We start from the raw sequence: 13,340 nt of genomic DNA on the forward strand, positions 1-13,340 counted from the left end.
TTTATTTTATCAGTACTTCGCACGTTTTCAGCATGGTTTGTGCAATCATTAAAAATATTTACGTTTAACGTTTGCATATATCATCCATTTAAAATTTACTTAGCAGAAATTTTCAATACAAAGGCTGTCTATTATGACTCAAAATACTAGCAAACCAAGAGTAATCAAAGATTTTGATAAACTCGAGGAAAACATTCAGGAACAAATTAAGCTTTCATATCCATTCGGATTTGCTGAACATTTGATTCGTTTTACTAATAAAGACGGAGCCTACGTTTCGGCATTACCGTTTGAAACAGATGAGCGTTATTATCTGGTGAGAATGACCGTAGAAAAGGCGGAAGCTATCATTGAAGATGATGATGATTTTGATGATGACGGAAACCTAAAAGACGACGTAAAAGAAGAGTATTCTGACAAGTTTGGAGACTTAGATTATATCAACACGGAAGAAGACGAAGACGACGAAGATTAATTGGTTATAAACTGGCTTAATCTTTGTAAAGTAACTGATAGATGAAAATATCGTCTTAATGCCAAACCATAACAGGTATAAACTCCGTTAGTGTTAAAAATACAAAGACTTCGAATGAAAAAAATTGCTATACTTTCTCTCTTTTTGGCTTTTTCAAGCCTTGTTAGTTTCGCCCAAAGCGGAATCAAGTTTGAAGAAGATGCCTGGGCATTGGTAGTAGCTAAAGCCAAAGCAGAAAACAAACTTATATTTTTGGATGCATATACCTCATGGTGTGGTCCATGTAAATTGTTGCAAACAAGAGTTTTTCCAGATGCAGAATTAGGAAAGTATTTTAATTCTAATTTTTTGAGTACTAAAATTGATATGGAAAAAGGCGAAGGCCCAACCATTGCAAGAAAGTATAACGTAAGAGCGTACCCTACCCTCCTTTTTATTGACCCAGAAACTCAAAAAGTGGTTCATAAAGTTTTGGGCTACAGGTCTCCAGAGCAATTAAAGCAAGTGGCTACTACGGCCATAGTGCATGCGGATGGTATTAAATCAAAAGCTTCGAAATAAGAACTAATTGTAAATAGATTTAAACTCCATGAGCTACTCATGGAGTTTTTTTGTGCTTAAGCAAACGCCCAATGTAAAAAATGAGGCATAGCTTTGCTCCATGTAGCTTGATTATGCTTCCCGCCTTCTATTTCTAAATAGGTTATGTCTTTATTAGGCTCATAGCCTTTTGCCATGAGTTCCTTTATTAAGTCTCTGGTGTCATCTATAGAGTCTATGACACCATTTTTATCCCTATCAGACTTCTCGTCTTCCGTTCCGCATTCAAACCAAAACTTCAGGTTAGCTTTATACGTTCCTGCCTTTACTTTTTCATGAATGATGCGGTGTTTATTATTGTTATAGGTTTTCCCGTAATCCACGCTTCGCCACCATAAAGCTCCGCTAAAAACGCCTACTTTGTCAAAAACTCTGGGTGTCTCCCAAACTATATCAAAAGCAGAAAGTCCCCCCAAAGAAAAACCGCAGAAAGCATGACCACCTTCTTTCAAGTTATAGCGAGCAGCTACATGAGGTATTAACTCTTCTAATAAAAAGCTTTTATAGCGAGCTGCTTTGGCTCCACGGCCTTTAAAATCAGAAACGCCTGCTGTACCGTATTCTGCTAGCCTATCTTGATTACAGTGTACGCCTAAAAAGATGAAACCTTTACCCGTTTCTTTCCAAAAGCTTTCAAGAACCGACTTCATTTTAAGTTTCTCAAAGTCTTGCCCATCATTCATTACCATAAGCGAATAATCCTGCTTTTTAGAATAGTTTGGAGGGAATACTAAATCATAGACAAACGTCCTATTTATATTTTCAGAAAAGACTTCTAGTCCTTGGTATATTTTCATTCGTATTGGACAAACCAAAAAATCTTTGGTCAGATGGTTCTTTTTAGCTGATTTCAGCTAATTTGTTCCAAAATTAACTCATCACTCCTAAAATAATATAATAAGACGTGCAAGAAAAACATACCTCCTTCTACTCCCACGCATTAGGGAGAGACTTAGATTTAATGACATACGGCCATTGGGGCGTTCCTATTTTGCTTTTCCCTACTTCTATGGGTGACGCTTACCAAAACAAGAATTTCGGGTTGATTGACAGCGTAGCCGATAAAATAAACCGAGGCGATATCAAGATTTACACCATAGAAAGCATTGATAATGAAAGTTTTTATGGCAAACACCTTCCACCAAAATCAAGAATATCTAATTACGAAAGGTACACCAAGTTTCTAAAAGATGAACTTATCCCTTTCATTCAGCGAGATTCCAACACCCACAGAATAGGCATAGGCGGCTGTAGTTTTGGAGCATATCATGCTGCCAATTTTGCCTTTAAAAATCCTGACTTGGTAGATTTTTTAATAGCTATGAGTGCCTCTTTTAATATCCGAAACTTCTTAGATGGCTATTTTGACGACGATGTTTACTTCAATAACCCTATTGACTTTATGCCAAATGCAGAAAGCTGGATTTACAATCACATGAAAATAGTATTGGGTACTTCTGATTGGGATATTTGTAGAGATGATAATATTGCTATGTCGAGGCTCTTGGGCGATAAACAGATAAACCACTGGTATGACGAGAAAAAATGGATAGCCCACGACTGGCCACTATGGAACAGCATGTTTCCAGAATATTTAAACGCCTTTTTATAAATACGTTTGCAATCCAAATTACATATTTAGAACTTTAGAGCATTAATAGAATTTTACGTTCGTCACCCATTATGAAGAAAATAGGTATCCTTTTTGGCATGGAAAACACATTTCCGCATGCTTTTATAGATAGGGTAAATGAGATAACTAAGAAAAAGGACATTGTAGCCGAAATGGTACAAATAGGCCGTGTGGAGCAAGCTGTTGACACTGAATATGATGTCATTATAGACAGAATTTCTCAGGACGTACCTTTTTATAGAGCGTACCTCAAAAATGCAGCACTCTGCGGCACAGCTGTTATCAATAATCCTTTTTGGTGGAGTGCAGATGAGAAGTTCTTCAATAATTGCCTAGCGGTCAAATTGGGTATTCCGGTACCAAAAACCATGCTTTTACCTTCAAAGGAAAGACCAACAGACACTTCGGAGACTAGTTTCAGAAATCTAAAATTTCCGATGGAATGGAACGAGATGTTTTCTACCATTGGCTTCCCTGCCTACATGAAACCGCATGATGGCGGCGGCTGGAAAAGCGTTTATAAAGTTACAGGCGAGTCTGACTTATGGGAAAAGCATGAAGAAACGGGGCAATTAGTCATGATGCTGCAAGAAGAAATAATCTTTACAGACTATTACAGATGCTACTGTCTTAATGGCAAAGATGTGCTCATAATGCCTTATGACCCACTAAAGCCTATGCATCTGAGATACGCCACTGAGCCAAAAACAAGCGGGCCAGCACATAAGAAGCTAATGGCTTTGATAAAGAAATATGTTTTGGATTTGAACCAAGCTTTAGGTTATGATTTCAATACCGTAGAATTTGCTATAAGAGACGGCATTCCTTACGCCATAGATTTCTGTAACCCTGCCCCTGATGCAGATGTGTATTCGGTAGGACAAGAGAATTTTGAATGGGTAGTAGAGAAAGCAGCAAGAATGGCCATAGCCAAAGCGAAAAGCAATAAACCAGGCGTAAATAACTGTACTTGGGGTACTTTTATGCAGTCTTCTATCACAAAGGAGGACATTTTGAAGCTTCAGCAATGATAAAATGGTTCAATGCTCCGAGGAGTTAATGATTCAGTTTTTAATGTTAAAATGCTCGATTTCTAAAATGATTAAATACAGGTTCGCTAAGGAATTTATCGCAGTAAAATAAAAAATGAATGAATTCATTATAAAGCCCTGTACTGTCTGAGCACGGTCAAAATTCAAGGACTAGTATTATTAAGAAGGAGAACTTTAAAGGAATTTTGATTGTGTGAGTTTACAGGCGGTCGGCCGCTGCCGGGATGTTTTTTTTCGCTTCGCTTTTTTTTCGCAAAAAAAATGAAGTCCCCAGCGGAAGCTGAGCCATGATGATGTTTTTCCATTTTTTATCATTTTAAATACAGACTTAGAACAAAATATTTCCAAGAAAGAAACATAATGTCACTATTCACCTTAGGCATAGAAGAAGAATTTCAGATAATAGACCCGGTAAGCCGTGAGCTTAAATCTCATATGTCTCAGATAGTGGACAGAGGGCAGGTTATTCTTCAAGAACGTATTAAGCAAGAAATGCATCAGGCGGTGGTGGAAACCGGTACCAACATCTGTCAGAATATTGGCGAAGCTAGAGATGAAGTACAGTTTTTAAGAAACAATGTCATCAGTCTGGCCGAAGAAAAAAACCTTAAAGTAGCCGCTGCTGGCACACACCCTTTCTCTGACTGGGTAGACCAGCTCATTACAGTAGACGAACGTTACGACGAAATCATAAACGAGATGCGTGACGTGGCTCGTGGTAATCTTATTTTCGGACTTCATGTGCATGTGGGTATAGAAGACCGCCAGGAAGCCATAAAAATCATGAACGAGGTTCGATATTTTCTTCCTCACATTCATGCATTGAGCACAAATTCGCCATTTTGGTGTGGTCGAGATACAGGTTTTATGTCTTATCGTTCTAAGGTTTTTGACAAGTTTCCGCGTACGGGTATTCCAGATTATTTCAGTTCCGCAGCCGAATACGACGACTATGTGAATCTTTTGATAAAAACGAACTGCATAGATAACGGCAAGAAAATTTGGTGGGACATTAGAGTGCATCCCTTCTACCCTACTATTGAATACCGCATTTGTGACGTGCCCATGCGAACCGACGAAACCATCTGTTTGGCAGCTATCATGCAGGCACTCATTGCGAAGCTGCATAAAATTAGGCAAGAAAACCTTAGCTTTAGAACGTACAGAAGAATCTTAATAGCGGAGAACAAATGGCGTGCGGCCAGAGACGGCATCAATGCAAATTTGATTGACTTTGGAAAAGAAAAAGAAGTGCCTTTTAGAGAGCTAATTTTGGAACTCCTAGAATTTATAGATGACGTTTTAGACGATTTAGGTTCTAGAAAAGAAGTGGAATACGTTCATCAAATATTAAATAACGGAACAGGTGCCGACAGACAACTGGCAGTTTATAAAGACACAGGCGACTTAAAATCTGTGGTAGACTACATAATAGAAGAAACCAAATTCGGTCTTTGAACCAAAATTTGCGACCTTTGTTCTTAAAACAGAATCAAGACAAACTATAATGTTCGCAGATATAAAAATAGCCATTCTAGACCTTTATGACGGGTACCCCAATGAGGGAATGCGGTGCATAAAAATGCTAGTAGGCGACTTCATGACTCAGCAAAATCTGAAAGGAAACTATGACATTTTTGATGTCAGAGGTGACCATGCTTTGCCTAAAATAGAAGACTACGATATTTTCATTTCAACAGGTGGTCCTGGCAGCCCAGTGGTGCAGGGTTCTCCTTGGGAAAACAGATTCTTCGATTTCTTTGATAGCTTATTGGCTCACAACAGAAACCATGAAGATAAAAAGCACATGCTGCTTATCTGTCACTCTTTTCAACTGATGGTGCAGCACTTTAATTTTGGATTGGTTACAAAAAGAATGTCTACCTCCTTTGGTGTGATGTCTGTTCATCAAACAGAGGAGGCTAAAGACGAAATACTCTTTGAAGGCTTAGAAGACCCATTTTGGGCAGTAGACTCTAGAGACTATCAGGTTATTCAGCCAAATGAAGAAAATCTAAAAAAGCAGGGAGCTCATATTTTGGCTTTGGAAAAAATTAGACCACATATTCCTTTAGAAAGGGCTATTATGGGGATTAGACTTACTGATGAGGTAGTAGGTTTCCAGTTTCATCCTGAGGCTGATGCCGAGGGCATGCAGCGTTATTTTTTACAAGCCGACAAGAAAATGGCGGTGGTAAACGAACATGGCGAAGACAAATACGAAGCCATGATAAACCAACTGAATGACCCAGACAAAATCAAATTGACGGAGTCCATCATCATCCCGAAATTCTTAAAAAACGCTTTCCAAAACATTAGTTTACCTACAGCATAATGCACAAAACCGCACGCGATAAATTTAACGAGTCTTTCAGTACAGAAAAGTACCAGCAGCTCGTAGCAGAAGTAGAATCAGAGTTTCCGGGGAATCTTGATTTTAGAATAGCAGAAAGCCCAGTTTTTATAGACCGAGAGCTAAAGTCAAAGTTTTTGATGGCAGCAAATGATGTTATCAGTGGCATTAAGAAAAAAGATTTCAAAGATAAAACCGAAGCGGCTATTCCAGAAGAATATCGTTTCAAAAACGAATCGGAAAACCCGCATTTCTTGGCAATAGATTTTGCGATAGCCAAAGCAGAAGACGGCAGTTTAGAACCTCAGTTAATAGAGCTTCAGGGTTTTGCATCACTTTTTGGCTACCAAAATTATTTGGCCGGCAAGTATAAGAAGTTCTTTGATGTGGCGGCCTCACACTCGCCATACTTTAATAAGCTTAATGCTTTTAGTTATATAAATAAGATGGAGAAAGTGCTAAAAAGCAATTCTTCTGAAAATACTATTTTGCTAGAAGTTTACCCAGAGAAACAAAAGACCAGAATCGACTTTGAATTGACCAAGACTTATTGGGGCATTGAAACCGTTTGTTTCAGTAAGGTTTTTGTGAAAGCTGGTGTGCTTTATTATAAAAAAGGCGAAGAAGAAATTAAGATTGATGCCATTTATAATCGCGTTATTTTTGACGAAATAGAGCAAAGCTACCCTGAACTGAAAGTTAACATTGATATCTTAAAAAATGCAGATGTTAAATGGATTACGCATCCTCATTGGTTTTATAGAGCTAGCAAGTTTTGTATGCCGCTGCTAAAAAGCAAGTACATACCAGAGAGCAAATATTTGGATAAACTAAAGGCTTACCCTGAAGATTTAGAAAACCACGTTTTAAAGCCTCTGTTCTCTTTTGCTGGTACAGGAGTAAACCTGCACCCAAAAGCAGAAGAACTAGACAAAATAGAAGATAAGCAAAACTACATACTTCAAAGAAAAGTACAATATGAACCAGTGGTAAAACACCCAGATGGTACAATGATAAAAGCTGAAATACGCTTACTTTTCGCTTGGCCAGTGGGAAAAAAACACCCTGAATTATTAACGAATTTGGCTCGCCTAAGTCAGGGAGAAATGATAGGCGTGGCGTACAATAAAGATTTTGACTGGGTAGGTAGTAGCTCAGTATTTTTTGAAACAGCTTAAGCATGCATTTAAGACAAGTATTTCTGGAAAACATGGCTCAAACGAGCGACTTCCCACTGGCATTGGAATTTACCAAAGCCGAGGGCGTTTATTTGATAGACAAAACGGGGAAAAAGCATATTGACCTCATTTCTGGAATAGCTGTTAGTAATGTGGGCCACAGGCACCCAAAAGTGGTGCAAGCCATAAAAGACCAGGCCGACCAATACCTGCACCAGATGGTGTACGGCGAATATGTGCAAAGCCCGCAAGTGATGTTGGCAAAAGCATTGGCAGACACCCTAGCTCCTTACAAAACCAGCAGTGGACTCGCCATAGACAATGCCTACTTTACCAACTCCGGCACAGAGGCCGTAGAAGGTGCCATGAAACTGGCCAAAAGATACACCGGCCGCCCAGAAATCATAGCTTTTCATAATGCCTACCACGGCAGTACACAGGGAGCACTGTCTTTGGGGGACGAGGAATTCAAAAGAAATTTTAGGCCTACCCTACCTGATATACGCAAAATAGCCCGTGAAAATTTTGAAGATTTAGAGCTTATTACACAACGAACCGCTGCTGTTTTTTACGAACCCGTAGGAGGCGAAAGTGGTGTAAGACCTGCCACACAAGCTTATATAGAAGCCTTAGGAAAACGCTGTAAGGAAACAGGAACCTTGCTGGTTTTTGATGAAATACAGAATGGTTTTGGGCGTACAGGCTCGTTTTGGGCTTTTGAACAATATGGCGTAGTGCCGGACATCTTACTAGCCGCCAAAGGCATGGGAGGTGGCATGCCGATAGGTGCTTTTATGGCTCCTAGGGCCATCATGAGCGTATTTACCGACAATCCTATTTTGGGGCATATCACCACTTTTGGTGGGCACCCTGTAAGCTGTGCGGCTTCACTGGCCACGGTAAATATTATTCACGAAGAAATAGACCACAGCGAAACCCTAAGAAAAGGTGAGCTTTTTAAGAGCCTGTTGATACACCCAAAAATTAAGGAAGTACGCGGTAAAGGACTCATGCTGGCAGCAGAAATGGCCGACTTTGAATACATGAAAGCCGTGATAGACCGCACCATAGCCAATGGCGTCATCACCGACTGGTTTCTATACTGCGACAATGCCATGCGAATAGCTCCTCCCCTAACCATTACAGACGAGCAGATTCATGAGGCTTGTGAGGTGATTTTGGGGGCTTTGTAATTTAGTCGATAATTTTATTTTGAAGTCTTCCCCAATCTTAAAAAATCACTTAAAACAGTAATGCTCAATCAGGTTTCTAGTGACTTTCCTTTGTTACTTGAGTTTAGAACTATTAAAGTTGATATGAAAAAAAACCAAAAAATGGATACAGAATTAATTTTTATAATTGTTTCGGTTTTAATAACTGGTGGACTTGCCATTAATGCACATATTTCCAACACTAAAAAAGATGCTGATTTAAAAAATAAAACCGAGGAAATAATTCGACTCCAAAACAAATTAAATAAGAATTCGGAAGATTTGATATACGCCCAAAATGAATTACTAAATTATACCACTGGAAAAGACGCCTACGGACTTGTTGAAATTCTGAAAATATCCAATAATGAAAACGGTTTCTACTATCAGTTTTATTTTTCTAATGAAACTAATTATCCACTTTATGATGTAAAAATCACCTTACTTAATAGAAACCTGATAGATCAAGAAAGCCTTAAAAAGAGAAATGGTCTTGCTACACTAGAAGACTTAAAGAACTATAAAAACTTCAATATTGGAACTATTGGTGGCGAAGGTGGGGGTACTTCATTTGGAGAAATGTTTTCGTTAAAACCCGACAACCTTCAAGATTTTTTATTTTCTATTACCTCAAGGAACTTAAGTTTTAGTCAGCAATTGAAATTTATTGAAAAAGAAAGCGTGCTACTTCAAGCCACTAAGTTGAATTCAATAGTTTCCAAAAGTAACTCAAAAGTTAAAATTTTAGTCGATAAAGCAGATGACGAATTTCCAGGCTCAATCAAGGGTAAGGTTGAATGGAAGTAAAGAACTTTCGTAGGAGTACTCTTCGATCTTTTGACCGATACCGGCTGTTCAAAGTCTTCTGACTTTGTACGAGCGTTCTTCGGTCTTCAGGCCGATATCAGTAAAATGACCTCAACATCATTTGAATACTTTAAAAAGGTCTTGCTTCTTAATTTTTCATGTCTTAAGACAGAGGTATTTTCCTTGAAATCTTTACTCAATTAATTGAAAACAAGACTTAGCATAAAAAAACTATATTTGTTATACCAAATTTAAGAAAATGAACATAGAAGCTACAAAACTAGAATTAATGCACCTTTTGCTCCAAACCCAAAAAGAAAGCCTTCTTGAAAAGCTTAAATCAGTTTTTGAAGAAGAACAAACGGACTGGTGGTCTGAAATGTCTAAAGAGGAACAAGATGAGATTAAGATAGGCTTGAATCAAGCAGATAATGGAGAATTAGCCTCTAACGAAACAGTAATGAACCGTTTTCAAAAATGGCATTAAACATTGTTTGGACTCCACAAGCAGAGGCTGGTTTAGAAAAGGTTATTGATTATTTAGAAAAAGAATGGACGATTGCTGAAATTCTGAATTTAGAGCAGAACCTACAGAACTTTTTAAATAGAATAAGCAAATACCCCAAAATATGTCCTGCTACTGGGGAGTTTAAGAATGTTCATAAAGGTCTTGTAGATAAAAACAACTACATAATTTATCGAATTCAGTCTGCTCTCCTAAGCTTGTAGCTTAGGTTAGGCGTTATATAGCCTCTGGCTTGACACTATAAAATTATATTTGTGAGTTTTTTAGATAAACGCTTGCACTAAAATATTTACTCATTCCATCGAGGGAAGTCTTCATAACTTCATATGAGTGTTCTTCCGTCTTCTAACCCATATTTGTAAATTATTCTTCTGGGTTTAAAATTAACAATGAGCGGTTTGAAGACGCACATACATTACATCTATCCGCAGATTTTTACACCCATATTTCCCCATATATTAAGACATTGATTTGCAACAAATTTGCCCGTAAATGGCAAAAGTAAATGCAGTTTTGGATAATTATAAGGTACAGTATTCATATATACAGCCGTGGTCACAAAACATTTGAGAGTTACTAAAAACCAACTAGATTAGTCTGGATTTAAAATTTGATTCTGCACTTTTTGATTGAGTAAGGGGTGTACGCCATAAAACTAAATTTTCACATATGAGTAAGGTTGAAAGATTAAAAAAAATGGGATTATTGACAATTGGAATTTTAGCTTTTCAATTAGCATATTCTCAGAATAATTATATCTCTGGCTATGTGGTTAAAAATAAAACTGACACATTATACGGGTTTGTGAACTATAGAAATTGGAAAAATAACCCTGACAATATTAAGTTTAAAGCCAATATGGATGATAAGCCAATTTCCTTTAAACCCACTGATATAACTGAATTTCAAGTGGAAGGAGAAATTTACGTGAGTGGAATCATTCACATTGAAGTTTCTCCTTTACAAACGAACGATTTAAAAGAAGAGTCGGAAATAAATATAAGAGTGGATACAGCATTCCTTCAAACGCTATATCAAGGTGAAAAAAGTTTATATTTTTATAAAAACTCCAAGAGTAAAGAGAATTTTTATATCAAGCAGGATTCAGCATTTAGCCTATTAGAATATAAAAGGTATCTAAGACAGCAAGATGGTAAACGAGTAATATCGGAAAATAAAAATTATTTAGGCCAATTGGCATTCTACCTGAATGATTGTAAAACTATAAATCGCAAAATTGAAAAAACTTCTTACAATCAAAAGGACTTGTTAGAACTTTTCCAGTATTATTATAAATGTTCATCATCAGCTATTTCTTTTCAAAAAGAATTTGAAAAGTCTCATATGGAAATTGGTGTTTTAGCAGGTTTATCATCCACTTCCTTATCATTTAGTAGTTATAATTTCGACTATCTTGTTAAAACAAAATTTAATTCATCTGTTAATTTTTCATCTGGCGTATTTTTCGATTTAGTATTACCAAGAAATCAGGGTAAATGGTCAATAAATAACGAAATTTTATTCTCAACATATAAGGTTAAAACTAATTATGAAAAGAGTGGCTACTATTCAGTAATAAACTCACAAATTGGTTATTCATACCTGAAAATCAACAATTTGCTTCGATTTAAATATCCGATTGGTCATTTATTTATATTTTTAAATGGTGGAATATCAAATGGATTGTCTATTAGTGAAACCAACAATAGAATTGAAGAATCAAGTCTTGAGCCAACTAAAATCCTCCTTGAGGATAGAGTGCTATATGAAACGCGAAAGCTTGAACAAGGTTTAATAGTGGGAACTGGTATCAAGTATAATCGACTTTCTTTTGAGGTAAGATATGAAAACGGAAATGGGATGTCGAAATATCGTTCTTTAAAATCTTCAACAAAAAGATACTTTCTTTTGCTAGGTTATAGATTTTAAAATTTGCTCTTCTGCTCTCCTAAGCTTGTAGCTTAGGTTAGGCGTTATAAAGCCTCTGGCTTGACATTAGAGGAATTAATATTTGTGAGTTTTTGATGAACCTCGCTGGGCAAAGTCTTCCTTGCTTTATAAGAGTCTATATCAGTCTAAAAATTACATCACAAATACCTATGAATTCTAAAAGAACAAAACCTGATTTAGTTAATTCAGTTCACCAAAAGAAACACCAAGACTGGTGGACTAATTTATCCATTGATGAGAAAGAAGAAATCAAAATTGGTTTAACCCAGGCAGACAAAGGAAATGTCCTTTCAAACAAAACCGTAATGAAGCGTTTCCATAAATGGCATTCTTAAGAACCAAGGATAGGTCATAATTTCCCCTTTCATCCCGCAAAATCCGAAATCCCCATCCCTACTTTCGAGCGATTCTATTTTGAAGTTTCGTCCACCTTTTCAGTCATATTTAGCCTAAGCTTTTCACTGTTGGCTAAACATTTAGTGAGATACTAGCTTGCTTATCTTATGGCATTTACCATAAAATAAAACTCGATAATATAATTTCCTTACGCCTTTTTCTCTACGTAGTTTAGCAGCTCACAAAATTAAAATACCATGAAAAAAATCAAATTTTTCAACTATTCCGTCATAGCATTAATATTCAGTGCAGCAATTTTTGCCTGTACAGGAGAAGAGGGACCTATTGGCCCTGCAGGACCCGCTGGCCCCGCAGGTAGTAACGGTGTTGATGGCACTGATGGAACAAACGGGACGAATGGTGTAGACGGTACCAACGGCATAGATGGTACCGACGGGAATGCAAATGTCCAAACTTTCAAATTTGTTAATCCAAGCTGGACGGGATCCTATTGGATGGACTTAAACACCGAATTTACTGATCAAGAAATAGAAGAGAATGTTATCTTAGGATATATACAGCTAGCAGAAAAATCACAGTATACTATTTCCATTCCTGGAAGTAATCCGGATTTTAAGTTTATAAATTATTTATTCAACAGTAACGTGGCAACCACAAGACTTAGTGGTACTTACAGAATTCTTTGCTATGAAGAAGATGGTGGAATACTAGCCAATGCAGATTTACCTGAAATAAGCATGGCGAAATTAGTTGTAATAGAAGGTACAGGTGTAACCACCAAAGATGGCAATGGCAGGTTTGCAAGCCGAAAAGAGGCAGTTCTTCAGGAGTTAAGAGCAGCCAATGTTGACATTAGTAATTACAATGAAGTCTGTAACTATTATGGCATCGCAGCCTATTAAGAAGTCTTAATATAGTGTTATAAAAAAGAGGCTGTCTCAAAAGTACGAGGCAGCCTCTTTTTCTTTGAACCTCACATCTGAGAATGTCTTAGATTGCTCAATTCTTAGAGCCTAATTTTACCGCTGTGTAAATGCTTACAAGTTTGTGGGCGAGCTCTTTAGGATATTTGACCACAGAACTTTTCAATTTAGTCCTTCTTGAAAGCCCAAAATCCGAAATAATCCCCTCTACTTTCATCCAATGAATTTTGAAGTTTAGCTTCTTTAAAGTCGCAAAGAATCTGCTTAATGAAGCT

General features: G+C 37.2%; 15 protein-coding genes. 14 read left to right on the top strand and 1 reads right to left on the bottom strand.

Annotated features, from left to right (window positions below; translation table 11 throughout):
- Positions 1-133 precede the first annotated feature (133 nt).
- Together AADJ06_RS04540 and AADJ06_RS04545 are read left to right on the top strand one after the other, a co-directional pair.
- The gene (locus AADJ06_RS04540) at positions 134-475 is read left to right on the top strand and encodes a hypothetical protein (protein WP_341225216.1); all 342 of its coding nucleotides are present in this window, start codon (positions 134-136) and stop codon (positions 473-475) included.
- Positions 476-589: 114 nt separating this feature from the next.
- Positions 590-1,036, top strand: a complete 447-nt coding sequence (locus AADJ06_RS04545; protein WP_341225217.1) for a thioredoxin family protein — start codon at positions 590-592, stop codon at positions 1,034-1,036.
- A 56-nt stretch (positions 1,037-1,092) separates the two neighbouring features.
- Here AADJ06_RS04545 and AADJ06_RS04550 read toward each other — a convergent pair whose 3' ends face one another.
- A complete protein-coding gene (locus tag AADJ06_RS04550) occupies positions 1,093-1,872 on the bottom strand; it encodes an alpha/beta hydrolase-fold protein (RefSeq protein ID WP_341225218.1) in 780 nt (259 codons plus the stop codon).
- A 107-nt stretch (positions 1,873-1,979) separates the two neighbouring features.
- On the opposite strand from AADJ06_RS04550, the gene AADJ06_RS04555 reads away from it, so the two are divergent.
- The 12 genes from AADJ06_RS04555 (at position 1,980) to AADJ06_RS04610 (ending at position 13,044) form a co-directional block, all read left to right on the top strand.
- A complete protein-coding gene (locus AADJ06_RS04555; RefSeq protein WP_341225219.1) occupies positions 1,980-2,687 on the top strand; it encodes an alpha/beta hydrolase-fold protein in 708 nt (235 codons plus the stop codon).
- 71 nt (positions 2,688-2,758) lie between these two features.
- Positions 2,759-3,739, top strand: a complete 981-nt coding sequence (locus AADJ06_RS04560; protein ID WP_341225220.1) for a hypothetical protein — start codon at positions 2,759-2,761, stop codon at positions 3,737-3,739.
- Between the two features lie 381 nt (positions 3,740-4,120).
- The gene (locus tag AADJ06_RS04565; RefSeq protein ID WP_341225221.1) at positions 4,121-5,218 is read left to right on the top strand and encodes a carboxylate-amine ligase; all 1,098 of its coding nucleotides are present in this window, start codon (positions 4,121-4,123) and stop codon (positions 5,216-5,218) included.
- Positions 5,219-5,267: 49 nt separating this feature from the next.
- Positions 5,268-6,095 carry a GMP synthase gene (locus AADJ06_RS04570; RefSeq protein ID WP_341225222.1) on the top strand — a complete coding sequence of 276 codons (828 nt, stop codon included), beginning with the start codon at positions 5,268-5,270 and terminating at the stop codon, positions 6,093-6,095.
- On the top strand, positions 6,095-7,291 hold the full coding sequence (locus AADJ06_RS04575) for a hypothetical protein (protein ID WP_341225223.1): 1,197 nt from the start codon (positions 6,095-6,097) through the stop codon (positions 7,289-7,291). The genes AADJ06_RS04570 and AADJ06_RS04575 overlap by 1 nt, the downstream gene beginning before the upstream one ends.
- A gap of 2 nt (positions 7,292-7,293) precedes the next feature.
- The gene (locus AADJ06_RS04580; RefSeq protein WP_341225224.1) at positions 7,294-8,484 is read left to right on the top strand and encodes an aminotransferase class III-fold pyridoxal phosphate-dependent enzyme; all 1,191 of its coding nucleotides are present in this window, start codon (positions 7,294-7,296) and stop codon (positions 8,482-8,484) included.
- Between the two features lie 123 nt (positions 8,485-8,607).
- A complete protein-coding gene (locus tag AADJ06_RS04585) occupies positions 8,608-9,309 on the top strand; it encodes a hypothetical protein (RefSeq protein WP_341225225.1) in 702 nt (233 codons plus the stop codon).
- 259 nt (positions 9,310-9,568) lie between these two features.
- Positions 9,569-9,796 carry a hypothetical protein gene (locus tag AADJ06_RS04590; RefSeq protein WP_341225226.1) on the top strand — a complete coding sequence of 76 codons (228 nt, stop codon included), beginning with the start codon at positions 9,569-9,571 and terminating at the stop codon, positions 9,794-9,796.
- A complete protein-coding gene (locus tag AADJ06_RS04595) occupies positions 9,787-10,038 on the top strand; it encodes a type II toxin-antitoxin system RelE/ParE family toxin (protein WP_341225227.1) in 252 nt (83 codons plus the stop codon). Before AADJ06_RS04590 ends, AADJ06_RS04595 begins: the two co-directional genes overlap by 10 nt.
- Before the next feature lie 466 nt (positions 10,039-10,504).
- A complete protein-coding gene (locus AADJ06_RS04600; RefSeq protein WP_341225228.1) occupies positions 10,505-11,764 on the top strand; it encodes a hypothetical protein in 1,260 nt (419 codons plus the stop codon).
- A 170-nt stretch (positions 11,765-11,934) separates the two neighbouring features.
- Positions 11,935-12,120, top strand: coding sequence for a hypothetical protein (locus AADJ06_RS04605; RefSeq protein ID WP_341225229.1), 186 nt, complete (start codon positions 11,935-11,937; stop codon positions 12,118-12,120).
- Between the two features lie 258 nt (positions 12,121-12,378).
- Entirely contained in the window at positions 12,379-13,044 is a 666-nt protein-coding gene (locus AADJ06_RS04610) for a hypothetical protein (RefSeq protein ID WP_341225230.1), read from the top strand.
- Positions 13,045-13,340 lie beyond the last annotated feature (296 nt).

It is taken from the genome of uncultured Arcticibacterium sp., from assembly GCF_964021845.1.
Classification (GTDB): Bacteria; Bacteroidota; Bacteroidia; order Cytophagales; family Spirosomataceae; genus Arcticibacterium.